Origin of the sequence: Burkholderia mycopellens, assembly GCF_964265025.1 — a bacterium.
In the GTDB taxonomy this organism is placed as follows: Bacteria; Pseudomonadota; Gammaproteobacteria; order Burkholderiales; family Burkholderiaceae; genus Burkholderia.
The window spans coordinates 1,385,754-1,411,314 of record NZ_OZ183803.1; the positions used below are offsets into that span (position 1 = coordinate 1,385,754).

24 protein-coding genes are annotated in these 25,561 nt (G+C 69.0%); 13 read left to right on the forward strand and 11 right to left on the reverse strand.

Annotation, left to right across the window (positions count from 1 at the left end; all coding sequences use genetic code 11):
• Window positions 1-403 precede the first annotated feature (403 nt).
• Entirely contained in the window at window positions 404-1,177 is a 774-nt protein-coding gene (locus ACPTTC_RS24470) for a hypothetical protein (protein WP_423394268.1), read from the forward strand.
• Between the two features lie 20 nt (window positions 1,178-1,197).
• Window positions 1,198-2,331: a transporter substrate-binding and LysM peptidoglycan-binding domain-containing protein gene (locus tag ACPTTC_RS24475; RefSeq protein WP_423394269.1), complete on the forward strand. Its 1,134-nt coding sequence runs from the start codon at window positions 1,198-1,200 to the stop codon at window positions 2,329-2,331.
• A 94-nt stretch (window positions 2,332-2,425) separates the two neighbouring features.
• Here the strand turns inward: ACPTTC_RS24475 and ACPTTC_RS24480 are convergent, their stop codons facing one another.
• Window positions 2,426-3,514: a calcium:proton antiporter gene (locus ACPTTC_RS24480; protein WP_175966382.1), complete on the reverse strand. Its 1,089-nt coding sequence runs from the start codon at window positions 3,512-3,514 to the stop codon at window positions 2,426-2,428.
• 541 nt (window positions 3,515-4,055) lie between these two features.
• On the opposite strand from ACPTTC_RS24480, the gene ACPTTC_RS24485 reads away from it, so the two are divergent.
• The 5 genes from ACPTTC_RS24485 to ACPTTC_RS24505 all read left to right on the forward strand — a co-directional run bounded on the left by ACPTTC_RS24485 (window position 4,056) and on the right by ACPTTC_RS24505 (window position 9,812).
• On the forward strand, window positions 4,056-5,612 hold the full coding sequence (locus ACPTTC_RS24485) for a 3-hydroxyacyl-CoA dehydrogenase (protein WP_423394270.1): 1,557 nt from the start codon (window positions 4,056-4,058) through the stop codon (window positions 5,610-5,612).
• A 59-nt stretch (window positions 5,613-5,671) separates the two neighbouring features.
• Window positions 5,672-6,994, forward strand: coding sequence for a phenylacetate--CoA ligase PaaK (gene paaK, locus ACPTTC_RS24490; protein WP_423394271.1), 1,323 nt, complete (start codon window positions 5,672-5,674; stop codon window positions 6,992-6,994).
• Window positions 6,995-7,032: 38 nt separating this feature from the next.
• Complete coding sequence (locus tag ACPTTC_RS24495) at window positions 7,033-7,833, forward strand: enoyl-CoA hydratase-related protein (protein WP_423394272.1); 801 nt, start codon at window positions 7,033-7,035, stop codon at window positions 7,831-7,833.
• 132 nt (window positions 7,834-7,965) lie between these two features.
• On the forward strand, window positions 7,966-8,637 hold the full coding sequence (locus tag ACPTTC_RS24500; RefSeq protein WP_175953933.1) for a MarC family protein: 672 nt from the start codon (window positions 7,966-7,968) through the stop codon (window positions 8,635-8,637).
• Window positions 8,638-8,831: 194 nt separating this feature from the next.
• Entirely contained in the window at window positions 8,832-9,812 is a 981-nt protein-coding gene (locus tag ACPTTC_RS24505; protein WP_423394273.1) for an aldo/keto reductase, read from the forward strand.
• 20 nt (window positions 9,813-9,832) lie between these two features.
• On the opposite strand, the gene ACPTTC_RS24510 is transcribed toward ACPTTC_RS24505, so the two are convergent.
• The 5 genes from ACPTTC_RS24510 to ACPTTC_RS24530 form a co-directional block, all read right to left on the reverse strand.
• Window positions 9,833-10,699 carry a lysostaphin resistance A-like protein gene (locus ACPTTC_RS24510; protein ID WP_423394274.1) on the reverse strand — a complete coding sequence of 289 codons (867 nt, stop codon included), beginning with the start codon at window positions 10,697-10,699 and terminating at the stop codon, window positions 9,833-9,835.
• An 80-nt stretch (window positions 10,700-10,779) separates the two neighbouring features.
• On the reverse strand, window positions 10,780-11,436 hold the full coding sequence (locus ACPTTC_RS24515; RefSeq protein WP_423394275.1) for a VC0807 family protein: 657 nt from the start codon (window positions 11,434-11,436) through the stop codon (window positions 10,780-10,782).
• 355 nt (window positions 11,437-11,791) lie between these two features.
• On the reverse strand, window positions 11,792-12,856 hold the full coding sequence (locus ACPTTC_RS24520) for a 2,3-butanediol dehydrogenase (protein WP_423394276.1): 1,065 nt from the start codon (window positions 12,854-12,856) through the stop codon (window positions 11,792-11,794).
• 347 nt (window positions 12,857-13,203) lie between these two features.
• Entirely contained in the window at window positions 13,204-13,944 is a 741-nt protein-coding gene (locus ACPTTC_RS24525; RefSeq protein WP_423394277.1) for a GNAT family N-acetyltransferase, read from the reverse strand.
• Between the two features lie 116 nt (window positions 13,945-14,060).
• Window positions 14,061-14,360 (reverse strand): hypothetical protein, encoded by a 300-nt coding sequence (locus ACPTTC_RS24530; RefSeq protein ID WP_423394278.1) that lies wholly within the window; start codon window positions 14,358-14,360, stop codon window positions 14,061-14,063.
• Window positions 14,361-14,392: 32 nt separating this feature from the next.
• Here ACPTTC_RS24530 and ACPTTC_RS24535 point away from each other — a divergent pair, with 32 nt between their 5' ends.
• Together ACPTTC_RS24535 and ACPTTC_RS24540 are read left to right on the forward strand one after the other, a co-directional pair.
• Complete coding sequence (locus ACPTTC_RS24535; protein ID WP_423394279.1) at window positions 14,393-14,578, forward strand: hypothetical protein; 186 nt, start codon at window positions 14,393-14,395, stop codon at window positions 14,576-14,578.
• 38 nt (window positions 14,579-14,616) lie between these two features.
• Complete coding sequence (locus ACPTTC_RS24540) at window positions 14,617-15,096, forward strand: DUF3331 domain-containing protein (RefSeq protein WP_423394280.1); 480 nt, start codon at window positions 14,617-14,619, stop codon at window positions 15,094-15,096.
• 24 nt (window positions 15,097-15,120) lie between these two features.
• On the opposite strand, the gene ACPTTC_RS24545 is transcribed toward ACPTTC_RS24540, so the two are convergent.
• On the reverse strand, window positions 15,121-16,323 hold the full coding sequence (locus ACPTTC_RS24545) for a GNAT family N-acetyltransferase (RefSeq protein WP_423394281.1): 1,203 nt from the start codon (window positions 16,321-16,323) through the stop codon (window positions 15,121-15,123).
• 202 nt (window positions 16,324-16,525) lie between these two features.
• Between ACPTTC_RS24545 and ACPTTC_RS24550 the strand changes: the two genes are divergently transcribed.
• The 4 genes from ACPTTC_RS24550 to ACPTTC_RS24565 all read left to right on the forward strand — a co-directional run bounded on the left by ACPTTC_RS24550 (window position 16,526) and on the right by ACPTTC_RS24565 (window position 22,061).
• A complete protein-coding gene (locus tag ACPTTC_RS24550; protein WP_423394282.1) occupies window positions 16,526-17,998 on the forward strand; it encodes a PLP-dependent aminotransferase family protein in 1,473 nt (490 codons plus the stop codon).
• A 355-nt stretch (window positions 17,999-18,353) separates the two neighbouring features.
• The gene (locus ACPTTC_RS24555; RefSeq protein ID WP_423394283.1) at window positions 18,354-19,937 is read left to right on the forward strand and encodes a trypsin-like peptidase domain-containing protein; all 1,584 of its coding nucleotides are present in this window, start codon (window positions 18,354-18,356) and stop codon (window positions 19,935-19,937) included.
• Between the two features lie 225 nt (window positions 19,938-20,162).
• Window positions 20,163-21,374: an MFS transporter gene (locus ACPTTC_RS24560; RefSeq protein WP_423394284.1), complete on the forward strand. Its 1,212-nt coding sequence runs from the start codon at window positions 20,163-20,165 to the stop codon at window positions 21,372-21,374.
• A gap of 147 nt (window positions 21,375-21,521) precedes the next feature.
• Window positions 21,522-22,061 carry a DUF4303 domain-containing protein gene (locus tag ACPTTC_RS24565; RefSeq protein ID WP_423394285.1) on the forward strand — a complete coding sequence of 180 codons (540 nt, stop codon included), beginning with the start codon at window positions 21,522-21,524 and terminating at the stop codon, window positions 22,059-22,061.
• Window positions 22,062-22,131: 70 nt separating this feature from the next.
• Here ACPTTC_RS24565 and ACPTTC_RS24570 read toward each other — a convergent pair whose 3' ends face one another.
• The 4 genes from ACPTTC_RS24570 to ACPTTC_RS24585 form a co-directional block, all read right to left on the reverse strand.
• Window positions 22,132-22,830, reverse strand: a complete 699-nt coding sequence (locus tag ACPTTC_RS24570) for a fumarylacetoacetate hydrolase family protein (RefSeq protein WP_046548002.1) — start codon at window positions 22,828-22,830, stop codon at window positions 22,132-22,134.
• A 125-nt stretch (window positions 22,831-22,955) separates the two neighbouring features.
• Window positions 22,956-23,897, reverse strand: a complete 942-nt coding sequence (locus tag ACPTTC_RS24575) for a helix-turn-helix transcriptional regulator (RefSeq protein WP_423394286.1) — start codon at window positions 23,895-23,897, stop codon at window positions 22,956-22,958.
• A 124-nt stretch (window positions 23,898-24,021) separates the two neighbouring features.
• Entirely contained in the window at window positions 24,022-24,807 is a 786-nt protein-coding gene (locus tag ACPTTC_RS24580) for a YkgJ family cysteine cluster protein (protein ID WP_423394287.1), read from the reverse strand.
• The gene (locus ACPTTC_RS24585; RefSeq protein ID WP_423394288.1) at window positions 24,804-25,466 is read right to left on the reverse strand and encodes a uracil-DNA glycosylase family protein; all 663 of its coding nucleotides are present in this window, start codon (window positions 25,464-25,466) and stop codon (window positions 24,804-24,806) included. The genes ACPTTC_RS24580 and ACPTTC_RS24585 overlap by 4 nt, the downstream gene beginning before the upstream one ends.
• Window positions 25,467-25,561: the final 95 nt, after the last annotated feature.

Genomic DNA, 25,561 nt, shown 5'->3' on the forward strand with positions numbered 1-25,561 from the left:
CGCGATACACAAAAGAACAACGATGAGCCTTTACGCACTCGTACCGGAATACCGGCCCCGCGTTTGTCGGCCCGCCGGAACAACGCTTCTCCCGACGCCCGGCGCGTCACCTATCCGTCATCCCGTTGCGTACCGTGCATCGGTACACTTTCCCGTCCGCGCGAGCGCCGCGGCGAAGAACGGCGCCCGTCCGGCGCGCCGCATCGCAGCGCCGTCTGCCGCTCCTCATCACCGCATCCTGAACGGCGCCTACACCGGCGTCTCGTGACGTCCGTCGCGCCCATCCTTGCATTGCGCCGCCGGCTTGCCTGATTGCCCGGCGGCACCGAAGTCCGAAGCATTTCGATTGAGCTTGAAAAAGCAAACGCAAGCAGTTCGGTTCGAGGTTCAAGGAGAAAAACTCATGTCGCAGCTTTCGAATGAAGAAGCAAACGGCAGTTCGGGGAGTGGCAAGGTCAAGCTGATCAAGTGGGCGATCATCGTCGCCGGCGTCGCAATCGCGGCTCCGGCCGCGTTGTTCATCCTGAAGGGGGTGATCGCGCTGGTCACGGCGGGCGTGATCGGCCTCGGCGCGATTTATTTCGCGCCAGTCGTCGCGATGAAGTTCGCGAACCAGAAGGTGAAGATGATCGTCGAGGAGGCGCAGGCCAATCCGATCGAGACGCTGATCAACCAGCTCGCGGAAAAGCGCCAGGCGGCACAGAAATTCGCGGACAGCATCACCGCGTTCCGCACCGAGGTGAAGAACTTCGAGAACAAGACGGAGCTGTTCGAGAAGCAGTATCCGGACGATGCGCCACGCTTCCGGCAGCAGCTCGACACGATGAAGCAGCTGCTCGCGTTCCGCGAGGGGCGCTACAAGCAGGTGCAGGCCGAACTGAAGAATTTCGCGTCGGCGATCGACCGCGCGAAGGCGATGTGGGACATGTCGCAGGCCGCGCAGCAGATGAACAAGCTCGCGGGCCGGCAGGCGTCCGACACGTTCGAGCAGATCAAGACCGACGTGGCCGTCGATTCGGTGATGCGCTCGGTCAACAAGGCGTTCTCCGAAATGGAGACGTCGCTGATGGATAACCCCGAGGTCAAGCAGGCGCAGCAGCAGGCGGTGATGAATGCGCCGCACGCGCCCGGGCTCGACGCGACGAACCCCGCGCAACTGCCGTCGAAACAACAATAACTTCCTGCAGGCTCGCAACCATGAAAAAACTTCTTGGCGCCATCGCATTTCTGGTCGTGCTCGTCGGCGTATGGATCGTGCATCAGGGCGGCCTGTCGACACTGATTTCCGCGCATGACGCGGCCCCGGCCTCGACGTCCGCGCAAAGTGGCGACACGGGGCAGTCCGCGCAGGCGTCGCCGTCGTCCAGCGTGCTGCCGGCGGGCTTCACGCCGCAGGCCAGCGCGCTGAAATCGATTGCCGAAAACGGCGTCGTGCGGATCTCCGTGCAGAACCCGAGCGAACCGTTCTTCGGCGAGGACAAGGGCACGCCGCACGGCTTCAACGTCGAATTCGCGCGGCTGCTGTTCGCGGATCCGTCGTTCTCGCACGGCGGCAAGCCGGTCGTCGTCGATACGCGTCACGAGGTCGACACGTATCCGGGCGTGCCGAAGCAGCTGCTCGATACGGATGCGAAGGGGAACCACGTCGTCGACGTGGCAATGGACGGGCTGACGTTCCCGGACAACACGCCGTCGGGCGTGGTCTATTCGGTGCCGTACGTCGACGATTTCGGCTATTCGCTGATCGTGCGGCAGGGCTCCGCGATCCGCTCGACCGACGACCTCGCGGGCAAGACGGTCGGCATCCTGAAGGGCGACCCGGACGTGCGCGCATTCGTCACGCGCCAGTATCCGAACGTGAAGTTCGTTGAAGTCGACGATTCCGATCCGGCGTTCATCGCGAAGAGCATCGACGGCCATACGGTCGACGCGTTCATCTACGACTATCCGTTCGCGGTCAGCTCGATCAAGGACACCGACCTGAAGTTCGCGGTGACCAAGCTCGACGGCTCGAACATCGCGTACAAGATCGGCGTGCGCGCCGACGACCAGGATCTGTTGATCTACCTGAACGCGGCGATCGCGAAGCTCAAGCAGTCGCCGCAGTATCTCGACCTGCTGCGCAAGTACTTCGTCAGCGACCAGGCGGTGACGACCGCGGCCGCGTCGGGCGAGCACACGTACGTGGTGAAGGCGGGCGACACGCTGAACATGATCGCGGCGAGCAAGCTCGGCAGCGGCCAGCGCTATCGCGAGATTCAACGCCGCAACAACCTTGCCAACCCGAACCTGATCCTGGCGGGCCAGCACCTCGTGATTCCGGTGCGGTAACGGCGGCGTGACGTGAACGAGGAACGCTGAAGGGGTGTGAAAGACTGCGCGCGGCCCGGCGGAGGTGATCCGCCGGGCCGCGCGCTTTTTTGCGTCAGTGAGTGATCGACAGGAACAGGTACGCGGCGAACAGCGACAGGTGCACGACGCCGTGCAGCACCGTCGTGCGCCCCTGGCTGAGCGTCAGCGTGCTGACCAGCAGGGTAAGCGCCAGCAGTACGGTTTCCATCGGGCCGATGCCGAGCGTGAGCGGCTGGCCGACCCAGATGAACACGGCCGCGACGGTCGGGATCGTGAGCCCGATACTCGCGAGCGCCGAACCGAGCGCAAGGTTCATGCTGGTCTGCAGGCGATTCGCGCGCGCGGCGGTGACGGCCGCGAGCCCTTCCGGCAGCAGCACGAGCGCGGCGATCACGATGCCGACCGCGGCTTCGGGCGCGCCGAGCTTCATTACGGCGTGCTCGACCGCCGGCGACAGCAGCTTTGCGAGCAGCACGACCGCGACGAGGCTCGCGAACAGCAGCAGCATGCTGATCACCGCCGTGCGGTTGCTCGGCGGCGCCGCGTGCACCGATTCGTTCGCGCTGTCGTGCGCGGTGAGGAAGTAGTCGCGGTGACGCACGGTCTGCACGAACACGAATGCGCCGTACAGCACGAGCGACGACACGCCGGCAAATGCGAGCTGCGATTTCGAGAAGAACGGGCCCGGTGCGGCGTTCAGGTAGTTCGGCATCACGAGCGACAGCACCGACAGCGACGCCAGTACCGCGAGCGCCTTGCTTGCGCCACGGCCCTGGAAGTCCTGCTCGCCGTGCTTCCACGCGCCGACCAGCAGGCAGATGCCGACGATGCCGTTGCAGATGATCATCACGGCGGCGAACACGGTGTCGCGGGCGAGGCCTGATTTCTCGGGGCCCGCGCCGAGCATCACCGACACGATCAGCGCGACTTCGATGACGGTCACGGCGACCGCGAGCACGAGCGTGCCGAACGGCTCGCCGACGCGGTGCGCGACGACTTCCGCATGGTGGACAGCGGCGAACACGGCGCCGGCGAGTGCGGCGGCGAACACCGCGATGACGAGGCCTTCGGCCGGCACGACGCGCGACAGCGCGAGGACCAGCCATGCGGCAAGCGGGGCCACGAGGGTCCAGCGCGGGAGCTGGTTGGACGAGAGCGGCATGAAGGGTTTCCTTATGCGAGTGGCGGCGCGCGACGCGCCGTCACGGGTTGACGAAGCCCGGCCGTACTATCCGCCGAACGAGGACGATGAAACCGAAAGGTGGCGGCACGCAATGGTGCTGCCCTGGGTTCGCCGCCGTGAGGCAGCGAGGGGCGCGGGCGGGCCGAAGCCCGTCGCTGGATGAAACGGTTCGATGCGGCTGGCCGCACGTGGCGAGGCCAGCACATGAGACGCGGCCCGAGCCGGAGGCTCGGTTCCGACCCCGGAGGGGCGGACGACGGTGGCAGCGTGACACGCGGGTTCCCCCTGAAATCCGGCGATTTGTCGAATTTTATCAGGCGTTCGGGGGTCACTATCTCATATTCGAATGCTTTCATTGACCTTTCTGTCCGCAAAAAGTGCCCCGACCTTTCAATTTTTTTGTCTTTGCAGTTTCCGTAACGGTCTCTTGCACGACAAATTCGGGCTCGCCCTGACATAAATTTACCGACCGGTCGGTTTATAATTGCTCGCACCTCCACTTCTTGACGGATCGCAAGCGATGGCTGTTTCTTCTGCACATTCGGTGAACTCGGGCGCGCTGGCGCCGTCGGCCGTCGTCGGCGTGATCGGTGCCGGCGCGATGGGCGCGGGTATTGCGCAGGTCGCGGCGGCGGCCGGCCATCCGGTGCTGCTTTACGACCTGAGCGAAGCCGCCTGCGACAAGGCGCTGGCCGGCATCCGCGCGCAGTTCGCGCGGCTCGCGGAGAAGGGCCGGCTCGAACCCGCCCAGGCCGACGCGGCCGGCGCCCGGATTCGCGCGGTGCGTGAACTGGCCGACTTCGCGGGCGCGGCACTGATCGTCGAGGCGGCGGCCGAGCGGCTCGACGTGAAGCGCGAGATCTTCGCAACCCTTGAGCGCCATGTCGACGACGCGTGCCTGCTGGCCACCAACACGTCGTCGATTTCGATCACGTCGATCGCGGCCGGGCTGCGCGTGCCGCAGCGCGTCGCCGGCCTGCATTTCTTCAACCCGGCGCCGCTGATGGCGCTCGTCGAGGTGGTCAGCGGGCTCGCGACCGCGCCCGAGGTCGCACAGGTGCTGGTTGCGACCGCCGCCGCGTGGGGCAAGCAGCCCGTGATGGCGAAATCGACGCCGGGCTTCATCGTGAACCGCGTCGCGCGGCCGTATTACGCGGAGGCGCTGCGCGTGCTGAACGAGCAGGGCGGCGCGCCGGCATCGATCGACGCGGTGATGCGCGAGGCCGGCGGCTTCCGGATGGGGCCGTTCGAGCTGATGGACCTGATCGGCCACGACGTGAACTTCGCGGTGACCGAGTCGGTATTCCGCGCGTATTTCAACGATCCGCGCTACACGCCGTCGCTGATCCAGCAGGAACTCGTGAATGCGGGCTTCCTCGGGCGCAAGTCGGGTCGCGGCTTCTATGTGTATGCGGACGGCGCGACGCCGCCCGCGCCCGAACTCGAAACGCCGCGCGACGCGCCGGCCGAAGTCGTGCTGTTCGCGCAGGACGGCCCGGCCGCCGCGCTGCACGCGCGCTTTGCCGAACGCATCGCCGGCGCCCGGCAAGCCGCCGCGACCGCCGACGACCTGCTCGCGACGGCCGGCCGCGCATCGATCGCGCTGACCGACGGCCGCACCGCGACCGCGCGCGCCGCGCAGACGGGCGCCGCCGATCTCGTGCTGGTCGACCTTGCGCGCGATTACGCGCAGGCCGGGCTCGTTGCGCTGACGCGCGCGCTCCAGTGCAGCGATGCGGCCTATGCGGACGCGGTCGGCCTGTTCCAGCAGGCCGGTTTTCGCGTGGTCGGCGTGGCGGACGTGCCGGGCATGGTCGTGATGCGCACCGTCGCGATGCTCGCGAACGAGGCGGCCGATACGGTGAACCAGGGCGTGTGTTCGCCCGCCGATCTCGATCTCGCGATGGAGAAGGGCGTGAACTACCCGTGCGGCCCGCTGGCGTGGGCCGATGCGATCGGCATCGGCCGCGTGCATCGCGTGCTGTCGAACCTGGCGGCGAGCTACGGCGAGGACCGCTATCGCGTGTCGCCGCGCATTGCCGCGCTGCACGCGGCCGGCCGCACGTTCCGGTCGTAGCCGTCGCCCCCGCTGCTTCGAACACGATAACGACATCACTCCATTGGAGGAGCACCCCGATGACTCACCCGACGCATCCCGCCGCCACCCTCGAGCCGATCGAGACCGCTAGTCGCGACGAACTGCAGGCGCTGCAACTCGAGCGCCTCAAGTGGTCGCTGCGCCACGCGTACGACAACGTCCCGCACTATCGCCGCACGTTCGAGGCGGCGGGCGTGCATCCGGACGACCTGACGTCGCTCGCCGATCTCGCGAAATTCCCGTTCTCGACCAAGAACGACTTGCGTGACAACTATCCGTTCGGGCTGTTCGCGGTGCCGCGCGAGCAGGTCGTGCGCGTGCACGCGTCGAGCGGCACGACCGGCAAGCCGACGGTGGTCGGCTACACCGCGCGCGACATCGATACCTGGGCGAACGTGACCGCGCGCTCGATCCGCGCGGCGGGCGGCCGTCCCGGCGACACGCTGCACAACGCGTTCGGCTATGGGCTCTTCACCGGCGGCCTCGGGATTCATTACGGCGCGGAGCGGCTCGGCTGCATGGTCGTGCCGATGTCGGGCGGGCAGACCGAGAAGCAGGTGCAGCTGATCCGCGATTTCGAGCCGAAGATCATCCTCGTCACGCCGTCGTACATGCTGAACCTGATCGACGAGATGGTGCGGCAGGGGATGGACCCGGCCGAGTCGTCGCTGAAGATCGGCATCTTCGGCGCCGAGCCGTGGACGCAGGCCCTGCGCGAGGAAGTCGAGACGCGCGTGGGCATCGACGCGCTGGATATCTACGGGCTGTCGGAAGTGATGGGCCCGGGCGTCGCGTGCGAATGCGTCGAGACGAAGGACGGCCCGGTGATCTGGGAAGACCATTTCTACCCGGAAATCATCGACCCGGTCACGGGCGAGGTGCTGCCCGACGGCAGCCACGGCGAGCTCGTGTTCACGTCGCTGACGAAGGAAGCGATGCCGGTGATCCGCTACCGCACGCGCGACCTTACCGCGCTGCTGCCGCCGACCGCGCGCGCGATGCGCCGTCTCGCGAAGATCACGGGCCGCTCCGACGACATGCTGATCGTGCGCGGCGTGAACGTGTTCCCGAGCCAGATCGAGGAGATCGTCGTCGCGCTGCCGCAGTTGTCGGGCCAGTTCCAGATCACGCTGTCGCGCGACGGTCACATGGACCGGCTCGACCTCGCGGTCGAACTGCGCTCCGAAGCGGCTGCGTCCGTCGGCGAAAGCGATCGTGCGGGGCTCGCGCGCGAGCTGCAGCACCGGATCAAGACGATGGTCGGCGTGTCGTCCGGCGTGACGGTGCTGGCGGCGGGCGGCATTCCCGCGACCGCGACCGGCAAGGCCCGGCGCGTGATCGACCGCCGCCAGGCCGCCTGATTCCCATGTTTGCCGTTCAACCCGAGGAAACCTGTTCGATGGATGAATTGAAGACCCTGGCCGTCACGGTCGATGCACGCGGCATCGCAACCGTCGCGCTGCAGCGCGGCGACGTGCTCAACGCGTTCGACGAGACGATGATCGCCGAACTGACCGACGCGTTCACCACGCTTGGCCGGCGCGACGACGTGCGCGCGATCGTGCTGCGTTCGGACGGCCGCGCGTTCTGCGCGGGCGCCGACCTGCAGTGGATGCAGCGCGCGAGCGCGAACGACGCGGCGGCGAACCTGCGCGACGCGCAGCGGTTCGCCGCGATGATGCGCGCGATCCGGCAATGTCCGAAGCCGACGGTGGCGCGTGTGCAGGGCCATGCGTTCGGCGGCGGCGTCGGCCTGTGCGCGGCGTGCGACATCGTGATCGCGAGCGATCACGCGCGCTTCTCGGTCAGCGAAGCCCGTTTCGGGATCCTGCCGGCCGTGATCGGCCCGTATCTGGTCGAGGCGGTCGGCCAGCGCCAGGCGCGCCGGCTCGCGCTGACGGCCACCCAGCTCGCCGCCGGCGAAGCGGTCGCGATCGGCCTGATTCACCAGGCCGTGCCGCTCGATTCGCTCGACGAAGCACTCGACAAGACGCTCGCCGAACTCGACCGCAACGGCCCGAATGCGCTGATGGAGATCAAGCGCTTCTTCGACGCGATCGGCGAGTATCCGCCGTCGGACGAGCGCGCGGCGTTCACCGCGCAGACGATCTCCCGCGTGCGGGCAACGCCGGAAGCGAAGGAGGGCTTCACCGCGTTCTTCGCGAAGCGTCCGCCGGCATGGGAGGCGGGCGCCGAGTAAGGGGAAGCGACGGCGAAACGGCGACGATCGACGGCACGACGGGCGTAGCCGAGTTTGGCGGCGCGGGCGCTTGCTCTACAATGCGTGACCTCCGGCGCGCTGCCGGCCCAGCCCCGACCGATTCCTCATCCGATGATCGTCAACCGCCTTATCTCCGAGATCCTGTTCGGCTTCACCGGCCTGATCGGCATCATCAACCCGATCGGCATCGCGTTCCTGTTTCTCGAACGGACCGAGGCGCTCACCGAGCACGAACGCGATCTGCTCGCGAGGAAGGTCGCGTTCAACGCGTTCATCGTGCTGATGGTCGCGTTCTTCGCCGGCACGCCGGTGCTGCATTTCTTCGGGATTTCGATGGAAGCGCTGCGGATCGGCGGCGGCTTCGCGGTTGCCGTCGCGGGCTGGCAGATGCTGAACGAACCCGACGGCCCGGGCGGCGGCGACACACCGGTCAAGCCGATCGACGCGAACGCGATCATGACGCGCGCGTTCTTCCCGTTGACCATGCCGCTGACGGTCGGCCCCGGCTCGATCGCGACCGCGATCGCGCTGAATGCGAACCGCACGCACAAGCTGTCGGAATTCATGCTGTCGAGCATCGTGTCGATCGCCGTCTCCGTGCTGGTCGCGATCGTGATCTGGCAGGTCTACAGCCGCTCCGCGCTGCTGTCGCGCTACCTCGGCAGCGAAGGCACCAAGGTCGCGAAGCGCGTGTCGGCGTTCCTGCTGCTGTGCATCGGCGTGCAGATCATGCTGACCGGCTTCTCCGCGTTCCTGCAGCCGATCGCCGACCAGGCCAAGTAAGCAAGTCAGCGGCCGGCGCCGCTGCGCACGCGCCGCGCAGCCGGCGCCCCGTGCGATCTCGCGCCGACGAGCACTGCCTTCGTACGAGGCGGCGACGCCGCACGCATTCCTGCCGCCCGGGATACCATGCGACGGTTCGGCGGATGCGCGGCGCGCGTCCGGCCGTCCGCTCAACTTCAATGGCGAGGCGTGCAATGGAATACGTGAAATTCGGATCGACAGGGCTGGAGGTGTCCAGGCTGGTGCTGGGTTGCATGACGTTCGGCGAACCGTCACGCGGCACGCATCCGTGGACGCTGCCGGAAGCGGAGAGCCGCCCGATCATCCAGCGGGCGGTCGAAGCCGGCATCAACTTCTTCGATACCGCGAACATGTATTCCGACGGCACGTCGGAGGAGATCGTCGGCCGTGCGCTGCGCGATTTCGCGAAACGCGACGAGATCGTGATCGCGACCAAGGTGTTCTACCGGATGCGGCCGGGGCCGAACGGCGCGGGGCTGTCGCGCAAGGCGATCATGACCGACATCGACCAGAGCCTGAAGCGGCTCGGCACCGATTATGTCGATCTCTACCAGATTCACCGCTGGGATGACGGCACGCCGCTCGAGGAGACGCTCGAGGCGTTGCACGATGTCGTGAAGGCCGGCAAGGCACGCTACATCGGCGCATCGTCGATGTTCGCGTGGCAGTTCGCGAAGGCGCTGCACACGTCGAAGCAGCACGGCTGGACCCGCTTCGTCAGCATGCAGAACCACCTGAACCTGCTGTATCGGGAAGAAGAGCGGGAAATGCTGCCGCTGTGCGAAGACGAAGGGATCGCGGTGATTCCGTGGAGCCCGCTCGCACGCGGCCGCCTGACGCGCAACTGGGACGAGTCGACCGAGCGGCAGCAGAGCGACGCGGTCGGCCAGCGGCTTTACGATGCGACGGCGAAGTCGGACAAGGCGGTCGTCGACGCCGTCGCGACGATCGCGGCTGCCCGCAACGTGCCGCGTGCGCAGGTCGCGCTCGCCTGGGTCGCGCAGAAGCGCGGGGTGACCGCGCCGATCGTCGGCATTTCGAAGGTGCGGCAGCTGGACGACGCACTGGCCGCGCTCGAACTGAAACTGACCGACGACGAGATCGCCACGCTCGAACGCCCGTACGTGCCGCACGCGGTCGCCGGGATCAACTGAGCGGCGGCGCCGCGCGGCCGTCAGCGCGCGGCGTCGAGCATCGGGTAGGTGAACAGGCCGAAGTGGACGATGTTCAGTCCCGCATGCGCGAGCGCGGATGCGAGCAGCCCGCCGCGCCGCCAGGCGAGGCCGTAGCCGATGCCGGCCACCGTGCCGAGCACGATCCATTGCCAGCCGCCGGCCGCATGGGCGGCGCCGAACAGCACCGCGCCGATCGCCAGCGCGGCCCACGGTCCCCATGCGAATGCGCGCAGCGCGCGCGTGAGCCCGCCCTGCACGTAGCCGCGGAACAGCGCTTCCTCGGCGAGCGTCACGATCAGCAGGTTGTTCACGAGCCACAGCCAGCCCGACGGCGGCCACTTGGGCGCCCAGCCGACCATCCCGAATGCGAGCGCGCCGGCCAGGCACGCGGCTGCCGTCGCGACGGCAGCCACCGCGCCGGTGCGCAGCGCGCGCGACAGCGGGACGTCGGGGGCGACCCACGGCAGCACCCACACCAGCCACAGGCCGACGAGCGGTTTGTCGAGATTCAGGTACATCGTGAACGGCACGGCATCCGGCGTGAAGCGCGTCGGGCCGATCACGCGCGGATTGTGGAAGCCGGGAATCAGGTGCAGGCTGAGCGCGATCGCGAGCGCGGCAAAGACGACGTGCGCGGCGATGCGCACCCCGCGCGGGCGCTCGGGCATCGCGCCCCAGGCGGCCGCGGCCAGCAACGCGAGGGTCGCCAGCGCGAGCGGCGCGAGCTTGCCGAACGCCAGCGCGCACGCATAGGCGAGCACGGCAAGGCCGACGCTCAGGCCGTGCTGCGGGCGATGCCACACGAACGCGGCGGCCGCGAACAGGGCGAGCCAGATCGTGGCGGACGGAAGGAGCGAAAGGGACATGACAGGAGCGGCATTCGTCGGACGAGACGCCGCGCATCATACCGCAGCCGTCTTGCCATGCTGGCCGGAATCGTCGGCGGTCAGCGGCCGGCGGTTTCGGTGACGCCGTCGCGGCCCGGGATGTGGACGCTGTTGCGCTCGCGCATCCGCCGCCGGTACCAGAATGTCCACAGCAGCAGACAGCCGAACACGGTGTAACCCATGACCGGCGACACGACCAGCACGCGTTCGACCGGCCAGGTCACGACCATCCAGAGGCGCAGCAGCATTTCCACGGTCATGAACGCGCCCCAGACGAAGGTCATTCGCCGCAGCATTTGACGCAGCCCCGGCTGTGCGTTCCAGACGGCTTCGAAATGCGCGGCGCCGCCATCCATCTCGCGGGCCACGGTGGCGCGGGCGAGATAGAAGATCAGCGGGCGTTCGCGGAACAGCGACAGCAGGAACACGACGCCGATCGTGCCCGACGCGAGCGATTCGCGCATCAGCAGTGTGCGCGGGCTGCCGCCGAGCGCCATTCCGATGATCGACAGCGCGATGCCGAGCAGCACGATGGCCGCCACCGCATCGACGCGGCGCGAGCGGATGAATTCGACGATCGACCAGATGATCGGCGGGATCGCCGACGCATACAGCGCGCCGGTTTCACCGAAATAGGGCTGAGCGGCCCGGTAGGCCACCCAGGGCAGTACCAGGTTGACGAAGAGTTCGAGAATCAGTCCGGCTCGCGGTTTCACGGTGAGCAATGCCACGCAGGTTGGGGCGAACGTGCAACGGGCGTGGTGGCCCGAGGTTGCCCCGAAAAGGGTTCGGTCCAGTATATCGAAGAATCGGGCGGGGATGCGGTGCCGCCTCGGCCGCCTGCCGCCGGCGCCGCCGTCACGGAAGCGCCGCGCCCGGCAGCGTGATCGTGACCGTGGTGCCCTGCTGCACGACGCTGTGCACGTGGATGGTGCCGTCGTGCCGCTCGACGACGGCGGCAGGGCGGGGGAAACGGCAGGCAGGCGCGCCGCCCGTGCACGGGCGACGCTTCAGGGTGACCCTTGCGCACGCGGGCCACGGCGCGAATCGCTGCCGCGGCCGCGCGTGCGGTCAGGCGACGCCGGGCTGAACGATGATCTTCACGTTCCGGTCCTTGTGGTTGACCAGTTCCTCGAAGCCGTGCGAGACGATGTCGCCGAGCGTGATGCGCCCGGTGATGAGCGGCTGCACGTCGATGCGGCCGTCGGCGATGAAGCGGATCACGTCCGCGAATTCGCCGTTGTACGCGAGCGAGCCGATTACTTCCTTTTCGGTCGACACGATGTCGAAGAAGTTGAACGGCGCCGGCTCCTCGAAGATGCCGACCATCACCGACTTGCCGGCCTTGCGGATCACGTCGATCGCGAGCTTCGCCGTGGTCGTGTGCCCGATGCACTCGAACGACACGTCGGCGCCGTAGCCGCCGGTCAGCGCCTTGACTTCCGCGATCGCGTCGGACGTTTTCGGATCGATGACGACGCTCGCGCCGACTTCCAGCGCCTTCTGCTTGCGCGCGGCCGACATTTCCAGCGCGATCACGCGCCCGGCGCCTGCGGCCTTCGCGCACATGATCGTGCACAGGCCGATCGTGCCCGCGCCGACCACGACGACGGTCTGCCCGACGATGTTGCCGGCCTTCTTCACCGCATGCAGCCCGACCGCGAGCGGCTCGATCAGCGCGCCGGCCTCGGTCGGGAAATCGTCGGGCAGCTTGTACAGCAACTCGGCCGGTACGTTCACGTATTCGGCGAATGCGCCGTTGTTCATCAGCCCGGTGAACGCGAGGTTCTCGCAGATGTTGTACAGCCCATGCCTGCAATACCAGCAGGTGCCGCAATGCTGGCATGCGTCGGCCGTCACGCGGTCGCCGACCGCGAAGCCCGTCACGCCCGCGCCGAGTTCGGCGATCTCGCCGCTGAACTCGTGGCCGAGGATGCACTGGCCCTTCAGGCCCGTCAGTGGATGCGGCGCGTCGACCGGGATGAAGACGGGGCCCGCGACGTATTCGTGCAGGTCGGAGCCGCAGATCCCGCACCAGTGCACGCGAATCGTGACCCAGCCTGCCGGCGGGCGCTCCGGAACGGGAACCTGTTCGACGCGGATGTCGTGGCGGCCGTGCCAGACGGCGGCTTTCATGCTGGGAGCTGTGGTCGATGCCGGTGTACTCACGTTGCTGTCTCCATCGGGTTGTCGTCGGGCGCGAGGCGTGGCTGCCGGTGCGCCCGTCGCGCGATTGCGCGATCGACCGGTATGCAGGAACGGGGCCAGCCTGAGTGGGGGCGCCGGGCGGCGATCGGACCGGATGTGCGTGGTGCGATGCGGTATTTTCCGGTTCGTTGACAGGCAAAGGTTTGACGGGGGCGCGGCGTGAAGTTTGCTGCGAAAGCTGAACGACACGCCGGTGAGACGCTGGGACGTTCGTCTCAGCGCCATGAGACGAATCGTGAGACGCGCGGCGATGGCCGCTGTGGTTCGACGCGCATTCAGGCGACGACTTCGTCGACCGCAACCGGTGCGAGCAGTGTGAATCCGGCCGCGCGGTACAGCGGCAGGCCGGCCTCGGTCGACACGAGCCACACGCGCTGCGCGCCGCGTTGCCGAGCGTGCGCGACGATCGCGGCGAGCACCTGCATCGCGAGGCCGCGGCGGCGGTACGCGTCGGCCGTCCCGACCCGGTCGACGACGATATCGCGCGCCGACGCAAAGCCATAACGCGCGGCGGCGGCGATTTGTCCATCCAGCCGGTGCGCGAACAGGAACGCGGCCGGATTCGGCTGGAACGGCGGGAACGGGGCGTGCGCATTGAACGTATCGATGTCGCCCGGCGTGTGGCAGGCGAGCGCCCGCGCGAGCGCATCGTCGCCGGGCAGCCTGCCGATATCGGCAGCCATGAAATGCTCGTCCGACAGCCGGCGAGTCCTGCCTTGCAGCGCGGCCGGCAGCGGCGCGGCGCCGAAGCGCGTGATCCACGCGCCGACGCCGAACGGGCCGTCGCCATTCGCCGGCGCGCCCTCGATCACGAAGTGCTCGAATGGCCGCCCCATGCCGGCGTCGAATTGCACGACCTGGCCGTCCGGGCTGTCGTGCAGCGGCGCATCGCGCCGGTCGCGAGCGGCGCGGTATCCGGCGACGAAGATGCGCACGGCGGCCTTGCGGCCGCCGAAGGTCGACCAGGCTGCGTCGAGCGGAAGCGGGGCGTCGGGAGCGGGAGCGGCGGTCGACATGCGGGCGTATGCAGCGTCGTCGGGGCAAAGCCGACAGCTTGGATCAGGCAGGCGCACGCTGCCATGCCGGCTCATTGCCGCGATTGGCGGAACGGATCGTTGCGCACATTACCCCTTTACTTGAAGTGAACTTCAATTTGTATCATGTGCGGCAGTCCGATCTCGGACGCGTGACGCATCCCGTTGCACGCGGCCGTTTCAACGGAGGGGGAGATGCCCGAATCGCCTGTCGCGGCCGATGCCGCCACGCTGCCGTCGCGCAGCGACCGGGCCGCAGTCGCGAACGTCGTGCTCGCGGGCATCGTGTCGGCGTTGCACGTCGGCGAGGCGACGATCGTATTGCCGTCGCTCCGGCACGAGTTCGGCGGCTCGCTCGCGTTGCCGAGCGGGATCATGTCGATGTTTCCGTTCGGCATCGCGTCCGGCCTGCTGGCGCGTTGCTGGCGCGTTGCTGGCGCGGCTCAGCATCGGCTGGGTCGTGCAGGGCAACGATCTCGGACAGGTGATCGGGCCGCTGGCGATCGGCGCGATCGTCGGTGCATGTGGTGGCTGGTCGGGCGGATGCTCTCGGCCGCCCGACGCCGGCGCGGCGATCGGCCTGTCGCTGCTGCGCGAACCGATGGGCCGGCGCTGAGCGCGGCGCCGTTCAACCTGCACGGAAATCCGTCAAGCATGCTCAACACCATGGAAAGCCTGATTTGCGAAGAAGACGTGCCGTGCGATGCGCCGGCATGGGTCGAAGACGATGCGATGCCGCCGCGTGGCGGCGTCGCGCATCCGCTCGCGACGCTCGGTCGAGCGCCGGTTCCCGAGCATGCCGCAGCGGCCGTCTCGCCGTTGCGCCCGCAACTGTTCGTCACGGTGCTGGAGGCCGGCGACAACGCGCTGCTGATTCGCTGGGTCGAGAGCGGCCGGTGCCATTACGGCGAGCAGCGCTGGCGTTTGCGCGTCGCGTTGCAGCCGGGCCGCTGCGCGATCTCGGGGCAGCCGATCGAGCCGGGCGAGCCGGTGTTCCGGCCGGTGCGGCGGCCCGTGCCGGCCAATGGCGACGAGATGATCTGCCCGGCGTCGGTGCCGGGTGCCGCCGGCGTGGCGTGCGACGTTGCGCCGGACGGCGACGACGCGCACGCGCCGGCCGGCGTTTCCGCCTGAATGCCGGCTGGCTGCGCCGCCGCGTTACTTCTTCAGGTCGTGCCGGTACTGGATGAATCCGGCGTGGTTCGCGAGCTTGTCGTACAGCGCGCGCGCCGTCGTGTTGGTTTCGTGCGTGAGCCAGTACACGCGGCTCGCGCCGGCTTCGCGGGCATGTTCGTACACGGCCTCGATCAGCGCGCCGCCCGCGCCTTGCCCGCGCGCGTCGGGCGCGGTGTACAGGTCCTGCAGGTAGCAGTACGGCCCCTCGGTCCAGCACGAACGGTGGTAGATCGAATGCACGATCCCGACCAGCACACCTGATGCGTCGAATGCGCCGAGCACGAACATCGGCTCGGCGGGATCCATCAGGCGCGCCCACGTCATCGCGAACACCGCCTCGCTCAGCGCGGTGTCGTAGAACTTCTGATAACCCTGCCACAGCGGGCGCCACGCGGCTTCGTCGGCGGCGACGAGCGGGCGCACCGTGACGCGCGTTGCGTCGTTCGCGCGGCTGGCCGCATCGCGCGCGTTCGCCTGCGCGTGGCGGATGGCGGCAAGCGACTGGCGTTGCTCGCCTTGCGCGTCGAAGTTCTCGGGAGCGAGCCACGCGTCGAACGCGGCGCGGACGTCCGGCCATTCGCTGTCGATGATCGAGAACCACGCGGTGTCGCGATTGCGGCCGCGATAGATGATCGCCTGCCGGAACGTGCCTTCGTAGCGGAAGCCGAGCCGTGCGGCGGCCTTGCGCGACGGGATGTTCAGGTCGTCGCACTTCCATTCGTAGCGCCGGTAGCCGAGCGTGTCGAACGCGTACTTCATCAGCAGGAACTGCGCTTCGGTCGAAATGGGCGTGCGCTTGAGCAGCGGCGAGAACGTGACGGAGCCGACCTCGATCACGCCGTTGGCCGGATCGATGCGCATCAGCGCGAGCGTGCCGACCGCGCGGCCCGTGGCACGGTCGATCACCGTGTAGTGCAGCGGATCCGGGCTCGCCTGCGCGATCCGCGCGTAGTCGCGGTAGCTCGATTCGTCGGCGTACGGGCCGTGTGCAAGATAGGTCCAGTCGCTGCCGTCCGGCGCCTGCGCGTAGGCGGCGTGCAGGTCGGCCGCATGGCGCTCGGCGTCGAGCGGTTCGAGCCGGCAGTAGCGGCCTTCGAGCACGATGCGTTCCGGGCGCGGGCGCGCGGACCAGTCGGGAACGGGGTGGCCGATGGGTTGCTGGAAAGCGTTGGTGAGCGTGGACAAGGTCGATCTCGCTTCGGTTGGCGGCCGGCGACATGCCGGCATGCAGACGATCGTAGTCGCGGCGAGGTACCATGAGAAGCGCCAGCGATCGGTAAATTTATGGTGCCACGCGTTTCGGGGCGCGAACCACGAGCCGTCCTGCACTCGCCGTGCGCCAGTGGCCGTGCGCGACGTTCCGACATTTTCACGCTGCGATGTTCCGATGACGACTGTCCTTCCTTCCGGCGATGCACCGCTGCTGCCGCTCGACGCGCCGCTGGCGCGCACGCCGGGCGCGCCTTCGCTGCAGCGCCAGTTGCTGCGCCGCGTGCGCGACGCGATTCTCGGCGGCGCGATGCCGGCCGGCACGCGGCTGCCCGGCACGCGCGCGCTGGCCGAAACGCTCGGCGTGTCGCGCAACACGACAGCCGCCGTCTACGAGCAACTCGTGGCTGAAGGCTTCCTGCAGTCCGATCGCCGCGGCACGCGCGTGGTCGGGCTTTCACGGCCGGCGCCGCCGCGCCGGCGTGCCGCGCCGCCGGCCGTTGCGCAGCGGCTCGGCCGGATTCGCCCGAGCCGCATCGGCACCGGCGAATCGGAGGGCTTTCGGCCGGGTGTGCCCGCGCTGACGCATTTCCCGGCGGACGCGTGGCGCCACGCGATCGACCGCGCGCTGCGCCGCGCCGGCCGCGACCTGCTCGGCTATGGCGATCCGCTCGGCGAGCGCGCGCTGCGCGAATCGATCGCGCGCCACCTGGCCGTGACACGCGGCGTGCGCTGCGATCCCGAGCAGATCGTGATCACGGAAGGCGCACAGGGCGCGATCGCGCTGTGCGCGCAGTTGCTGACGAACCCGGGCGATACGGTGTGGGTCGAGGAGCCCGGCTATCGCGGCGCGCGCACCGCGATGCAGGCGGCCGACCTCGACGTCGTGCCGATGCCGGTCGACGCGGAAGGGCTGCGCACGGAAGCAGACGACTGGCGCGAGCGGACGCCGCGCCTCGTCTATACGACGCCGTCGAACCAGTTCCCGACCGGCGCCGTGCTGTCGATCTCGCGCCGGCTCGCGCTGATCGATGCCGCGCGCCGGCATCGCGCGTGGATCATCGAGGACGACTACGACAGCGAATTCCGTCATACCGGCGAGCCGATCGGCGCGATGCACGGGCTCGCGCCGGATTCGCCCGTCGTCTATCTCGGTTCGTTCAGCAAGACGATGTTTCCGGCGCTGCGGATCGGTTTTCTCGTGCTGCCCGACGCGTTGCTGGCGGCGGTGCGGCCGGTGTTGCCGGAGATGCTGCGCGGCGGGACGCGCCACGTGCAGCTCGCGCTGGCCGATTTCATCGAGACCGGCGAGTACGGCCGCCATCTCGGCCGCATGCGCCGGCTGTACCGCGACCGGCGGCGATTGCTGCTCGCCGCGCTCGACCGCACCCTGAGCGTGCCGCATCAGATCGAGGGCGGGCCGTGCGGGCTGCATCTCGCACTGCGGCTGCCGGCGCGCTACCGCGATCGCGCGATCGTCGACGCGGCGCGTGCGCACGGCATCGGGCCGTTCCCGCTGTCGGGCTTTTCGATCGATGCGGCATCGGCGGGCAACGGGCTCGTGCTCGGTTTCGGCAATACGTCGGCCGACGCGTTCGAGCCGATGTTGCGGATGCTGTCGGCGATCGCGGAGCGGGTGGGTGGGGCGTGAGGCGAGACGCGCCGTTCAATCACGGCAATTTATCTTGCCGACCTTATAAATCTTGGATTTTTAAAATCAAGGTTGATGTTCGTCGATTTTTTGGTCTCGCTCCCCGAGCTGAACATGCCGCGGTCTTGATCGTCAGAAATGGTCGCGTGGTGGATGTGCGGATTGACGAACCGCGCACTTTGTTCGAAACGAATGCCGTGGCGGCGCCGCGCCTGCCGGGCCGCCCGGCATTCGGGTTTCGATTCGTATGTTCGAACAGGCCGCGTGGACTATAAATCTAGGCGTGTACCGGTGCTTGTCGGGTGCCTGCGCGTCTCGCGCATGTCGGCGCCGCGACGCCCGGGGGAGGTGCACCGTGGTTCGCCAGACGCTTGCTCGCGCCGTGCTTCGCACCGCGTTGATCGGGGGCGTGTTTGCCGGCTGTTGGCTGGCCTCGCCGGCCGCCCTTGCCGGGACCCTCTCGCCGCCCGTTACGCCCCACCCCATGAAGCAGCGCCCGGCTGCCGCGCCTTACGCGATGCCGGTCGATTTTCCGGCAATCGTCGACCGCTACGGCCCGGCGGTCGTGACCATCATGACCGCCGCACCCGATCAGCAGGCGAGCGGTCCGTCGTTCGCGATCCTCGATCCCGACGATCCGCTCGCCGCGTTCTTCCGGCATGACGCGCCGCCGCCCGCACAGGGCCCGCAGGCGCAGGCGCAAGCGCAAGCGCCGGCCCCCGACACGGCGCCACGCGCGGTATCGGGCAGCGGCTCGGGTTTCATCGTCAGCGCGGATGGCCTGGTGCTGACTTCGGCCCACGTCGTGGACGACGCGACCGACGTGACGGTGCGGCTCACCGACCGCCGCGAATTCAAGGCGACCGTGCTGGCCGTCGATCCGCAAAGCGATGTCGCCGTGCTGCGCGTCAACGCGACGAAGCTGCCATTCGTGCGCGTCGGCGATTCGTCGAAAGTGCGCGCGGGCGAACCGGTGATGACGATCGGTGCGCCGGACGGATCGGGCAACACGGTCACGGCCGGCATCGTCAGCGCGACATCGCACCGGCTGCCGGACGGCAGCGCGTTTCCGTTCTTCGAAACCGACATCGCGCCCAACCCCGACAACTCGGGTGGCCCCGTGTTCAATCGGGCGGGCGACGTGATCGGCATCGCGGTGCAGGTTTATACGGGCACCGACCGCTACGCGAGCACGACGTTCGCGATCCCGATCGCGTTTGCGGCAAAGGTGCGTGCGCAACTGCAGAAGCAGATGCAGGCTCAGGCGCAACCGTCCCAGGCGCCGGACGCGTCGTCCGGCAATGCGCTCGGCGTCGACGTGCAGGATGTCGGCATCGGGCTTGCCACGGCGTTCGGGCTGCCGCGTCCGGCGGGCGCGCTCGTCAACGGCGTCGCGCCCGGCTCGCCGGCTGCCGCGGCCGGCGTGCGGCCCGGCGACGTGATCGTGAAGCTGGGTGACAAGACGATCGGCCGCTCGGCCGAACTGAACGACCTGGCCGCCGCGCTGCCGCCTGGGCAGAAGGCATCGCTGCGGCTGATCCGCAACCGCGCGCCGGTGATGCTGACGATCACGGGCGCCGACGACGCCGCCGGCAACGCGGGCACGGCCGTCGGCATGGCTGCGCCGAAGGAGGCTGCGCGACCGGGGCCGGGAGCCGGGGCGGGCGACGGCGGCGACCGTCTCGGGCTGACGATGCACGCGCTGAGCGACGACGAGCGCCGTTCGACGGGGCTCGCGGTCGGGATGATGGTGGACGCGGTGCATGGGCCGGCAGCCAAGGCCGGCATCCAGCCCGGTGATGTCGTGCTGGAGCTCAACGACACGCTGCTGGAGACGCCGGACGACATCCAGTCGCTCGAAGCGAGCGGCGGCAGCGTGATCGCGGTGCTGATCCAGCGCAACAACGCGCGGAGGTTCGTGTCGGTGCATGCGCGGTAGGGCGTTGACGCGGACGGTATCGTCCCCCTACCATCGTCCGATATCGCACGCAGTCAGCCAGGCAACCAGGAGCCATCCGGCATGAAAGCAGCCATCTTCATCGTAGTCGTCCACAGGCGCAGGGTCCGGTAGCGGCACCGCGCCGGCACCCATGCGCCCCCGACTCGTTCGGGGGCTTTTTTTCGTTGCGCGCGGCCGTGCGGCACGTGCGTGGAGGGCATTCGCTTGCAATCGAACCTGCCGATCGCTTCTGAACGGGCGTCGCCGAGACACGCGACGCTGATCCTGCTGTGCGCGTGCTCGGTGCTGCCGCTGAGCCTGTTCCTGCCGTCGCTGCCGGCCATCGCGCGCGACCTGCGCGCCGACTATGCGCTCGTCGCGCTGTCGCTCGGCGGTTATGCGGCCGTGGCCGCGTCGCTCGAGTTCGTGATGGGGCCGCTGTCGGACCGGTTCGGGCGGCGGCCGGTCGTGCTGGCGAGCGTTGGCGTGTTCGCGCTCGGCTCGCTCGGCTGCGCGATGGCAACCGATATTCGTGCATTCCTCGCCTGTCGGCTGATGCAGGCGGCGATCACGTCGGTCTATCCGGTGTCGATGGCGACGATCCGGGATACCGGCGGCGGTGCCCGTGTGGCGAGCCGGATCGGCTATGCGGCGATGGCGGCCGCGTTCGCGCCGATGCTCGGCCCGACGCTCGGCGGCGCGATCGACCAGACGATGGGCTGGCGCGCGAGTTTCTGGCTGCTCGGCGCGGCCGGCGTCGCGCTGTTCGTCTGGTGTGCGTTCGATCTCGTCGAAACCCATGCGAACCGGTCGTCGAGCCTCGGGCAGCAGCTTCGCGCGTATCCGGCGCTGCTCCGTGCGCGCCGTTTCTGGGCCTATGCGCTCTGCATGGCGTTTTCGACCGGCTCGTTCTACGCGTTCCTGGCCGGTGCGCCGCTCGCCGCGCAAACGGTGTTCGGCATCGCGCCCGCGGAGATCGGCGTCTACATGGGCACCATCACGGCCGGCTTCGTGTGCGGCAGCTTCCTGGCCGCGCGTTACGCGCGCCGCTACGCGCTGGCCACGACGATCCTGTGCGGACGCGTCGTCGCATGCGCGGGGCCGCTGATCGGCCTCGCGCTGATGTTCGGCGGCGCGACGCAGGCGATTGCATGGTTCGGGCCGTGCGTGCTGGTCGGCATCGGCAACGGGCTGACCAATCCCGGGGCGCATGCCGGCGCGGTGTCGGTGCGCCCGGAACTGGCAGGCAGCGCGTCGGGGCTGGCGGGCGCGATGACGATCGCCGGCGGCGCCGCGCTTTCGTCGCTGACGGGGGCGGTGTTGACGGCCGGCAACGCGGGCTATGCGCCGCTCGTGATGATGCTGTTGTCGGCCGCGATCGCGCTGGCGGCGGCCGTCTGTGTGCGGGTGTTCGATGCCAGGGAGGCCGGGCGCTGAACGGGGGCGCGCGGAACCGGGGGGCGGTGAGGGCACGCTACCGTGCCGCCGGCGATTGGCGGAGAATCGATCGAATATCGGGAGACGACGCACCCGCCGCACGCCGAGCACGCGCCGACGCGCGAAGGGCGACTGGACGAGGATGTGATGAGCGACTTTTCTGATTTCCAGCGTGACATTGCCGATGCCGCGAGAGCGACATTCCGGGCGCTGCGGGCGCAGCACCCGGACGAGCATTTCTATGCGTTCGCGCTGTATACCGACAGCGGCGCGATGACGGTGGTGCCGGCGGCCAATTCGGTCGAGGGGCTGCGCCGGATCCGCGCGCAACAGGCGGTGCCGGACGACGACCCGTGGTATGTGTGGGGCTTTTCCGAATGGGCGTACGCGGCGGCGGAAGCGTCGCCGTTCAATGCGATCTGCGGCAAGCTCGCCGATGACGTGCTGAGCCCGCAGTTCGTCCGGTCGAGATTCCCGGAATTTACGCGGCAACTGCATGCCGAGATGATCGGGGCGTTGCGCCTGCTCGACCGCGAGGGCCTGTTCGGCACGGGCGACGAAAGGGCGGCGATCACGCTGTTCGTGTCGATCAGCGACGACGACGCTGCCGAAGCGCTGGAAAACGAATCGGCGAGGGTGCTGAATCCGCCGGCCGTCGCCGACGCCTTCCTGCGCCGCTACGACTGACCGACATCGGGATATCGCACGGCGGCCCCGGGCAGGTGGCCGCCATGCGTGTCGCGTGACGGCTTACGGCTTACGGCTTCGCGCCCACGACGAATTCGAACGTCGCGACGCCGTCGACGCCGCCCGTGACGCGGTCACCGGGCTGCAGTGCGCCAACGCCGGCCGGCGTGCCGGTGAAGATCAGGTCGCCGGCCTTCAGCTCGACCGAGCGCGACACATAGGCGATGACGTCGGGCACGGCCCAGATCATGTCGGCCAGGTCGCCTTGCTGGCGCGTGTCGCCGTTCACCGCGAGCCAGATGCGGCCCGTCGCCGGGTGGCCGGTGGCCGATGCCGCGCGCAGCGCGGTCACGGGGCCCGATGCGTCGAAGCCCTTGGCCCAGTCCCACGGGCGGCTCAGCTTCTTCGCTTCGGCCTGCAGGTCGCGGCGCGTGAGGTCGACGCCGACGCCATAGCCCCACACGTGCGACAGCGCGTCGGCCGGGTCGATCGACCGGCCGTCCTTGCCGATCGCGACGACCAGCTCGATTTCATGATGGAGGTCGTTCGTCAGCGGCGGATAGGCGACGGTGCCGCTGGCCGGGACGATCGCGTCGGCCGGCTTCGTGAAGAAGAACGGCGGTTCGCGGTCGGGATCGGCGCCCATTTCGCGCGCGTGGTCGGCATAGTTGCGGCCGACGCAGAAGACGCGGCGCACCGGAAAGCGCGCGGACGACTGGTCGACTTCGACGGAAGGACGCTCGGCAGCGTCGATGACATAAGCGGACATCGGATGGCCTCGTTCGGTGGGAAGACGGATGCCGCGCCCGTGCGGCGCACGGGCCGGCATGCGTGCAACGATACCCGACGCCCGCGCGGCCGGATGCGACGCAACTGCGTTTTACCGGGACAAAACTACGCGTCGGTGGCTGCCGGTGCGTCGTCGCCGTCCGGCAGCGCGGCATTCGCGTCGCGGTACGCCTTCGGCGACACGCCAACCCGCGCGCGGAAGCGCCGCGCGAAATACCCTTCGTCGCGGAAACCGACCGAGCGTGCGATGTCCGCGATGCGCCGGCTCGTGTGAGCCAGCAGCGACTGCGCGAGCGCGATCCGGCGCTCGGTCACGAGATCGGTGAAGGTGCTGCCGGTTTCCTTGCGGACCAGGTGCGCGAGGTAGTTGGGCGACAGGAACGCGGCCTCGGCGGTCGCGGCGAGCGTCAGGTCCTCGCGGGTCAGGTTGGCGCGCACGTGCCGCAGCACGCGCGCGAGCGCGTCGCGCCGGCCCGCGCGCTGGGCGCCGCGCTGCGCGAGCTTGTCGAGCGCACCCGCGTATTGCGTGCAGACGAGCCCGATCAGCTGCAGCAGGTAGCCGCGCAGCAGCGTGGTCGAGCCGAATGTGCGCACGCGATCGGTGTCGAGCATGCGCAGCGCGAGGCGGCGCGCTTCGTCGTACGTATCGCCGGTCAGGATGAAGTCGAGGTGTTCCTGGAAGCGGAACGGCGTCAGCTCGGGAAAGCGGTGCGCGGGCACGTCCTCGAGATCGAGCGGGTCGACGTCGAGATCGGCGCGCAGGAACGCCTGGCTGAAGTTGATCACGATGAAGTGCGCGCCTTCCGGATGCGGGATCAGGTGCTCGCGGTGCGGCAGCACGAACGCGAGCGCGCCGCGCGGAAACGGCCGCGTGACGCCGCCGATCCGCTGCTCGGTGTCGCCGCCGAGATTGAACTGGATCTGGAAATACGCGTGCCGGTGCGGCTCGGTGATCGCCTGGCGCGACGCCTGGTCGCGGATGTAGAAGTCGAGCCGGTCGCTGCGTTCGGGCATCCCGTACAGGCGCGGCGGGGCGGTGGAGGGCATGAAGGATTCTGCTGTTCGTGACGCGGTTGAGCCGCGATGGTACAGCGAACCGGACGCGACGGCGATCCGTGCGGCCGTGCGGCATCGCCCGGTGTCGCTCGCGGCGTGCCGCGCCGCGCCGCGATCATTCGTCCGGGTAGAAGCCGAGATAACCGGCGTGCGGGCTGCCGCTGCCTGCCCGCTGGCTCGCCGCGCCGACCGACACGAGCGCATTCACCGTCGACGCGCGGTTCGACACCAGTGTCCACGCGATGGCGTCGTCGGCGCTGGCCGGGGCCGACTCCGCTGCGCGCAGCGCCGTCAGCGCGGCGAGCAGCGTGCCGGCCGGCGGCGCATGGATCACGAACCCTTCGTTGGCCACGGCCGCCGTATCGATCCCCAGCACCGTACACAGTCGCGCCCGCAGCGGCGTCTCGGCTTCGCTCGCCGCACGCGAGCGCGCGATGTTCTCCCGCGTGGCCGCGTCGACGATCGTGCCGCCGCGGACGAACGGCGCCTGCTGCCACGCGTCGGGCGTGCATTGCTTGCCGGCCGGCACCAGCGGCACGAACGGATTCACTTCGGCCGGATAGATCCGGCACACGAGCGGGCGCTCGTCGTAGATCGCGCAGCGCAGGTCGTCGAGCAGGTTCGGGCACGGCCCGGCATGGGTCGCGGTGAGCATGACCGTGACGCGGACGGGCAGCGAGCCGCTGAGCGCGGCGGTCGAGCGCACGCGCTTGTACGCGGCGAACGCATTGTCGGGCTCGGGTTCGACCAGCCACGGCATCGCGTCGCACAGCAGCTCCACGTGGCCGCCGCGCTGCAGCCACGCGGTGGCCTCGTCGATCGTCAGCGGAATGCGCAGGTCGTGGCAGCATCCGCCGCAGCCGTTGCAGGCAAAGTCGAGGTCGGTGGGGGTGTCGTTCATTCTGGATTCGATACGGATAACGGGGAGGTCGCGAAGCGTCGCGACAGGGGGGCGGTTGCGTTGACGGCGACCAGCGGCGCGACCCGGCGCCGCAGCTCGGGCACGACCTCGGCGTCGAACCACGGGTGGTGCTTGAACCACGCCTGGTTGCGCGGCGACGGATGCGGCAGCGGCAACACGTCGGGGCCGTAGTCGCGCCACGCGTGTACGGTGTCGGTCAGCGTGGCCTTGCGCGTATCGCGCAGGAAATGTCGCTGCGCGTACTGGCCGACCAGCAGCGTGAGCCGGATCGAAGGCAGCTCGGCGAGCAACCGGTCGATCCACAGTGGCGCGCATTCGGGGCGCGGCGGGTTGTCGCCGCTTGCGCCGCGGCCCGGGTAGCAGAAACCCATCGGCACGATCGCGAAGCGCCTCTCGTCGTAGAACGTGTCGGCGTCGACGTCGAGCCAGCCGCGCAGCCGCCGGCCGCTTGCGTCGTCCCACGGGATGCCGCTCGCATGGACGCGCGCGCCCGGCGCCTGCCCGACGATCAGGATGCGCGCGTCGCGATGGGCACGCACGACGGGGCGCGGGCCGAGCGGCAGGCCGGCTTCACAGGCACGGCACGCGCGGATTTCGGTGAGCAGCACGTCGAGCGGCGCGCGCGTGGGTTTCGGCATCGAATCTGATCGGGGACGGAGTGGTCATGCGGCGTCACCCGGGGGCGCATGCCGTGCGCCGGCAGGCGGCCCGGACAGGCGTGGCGCGGGAGCGC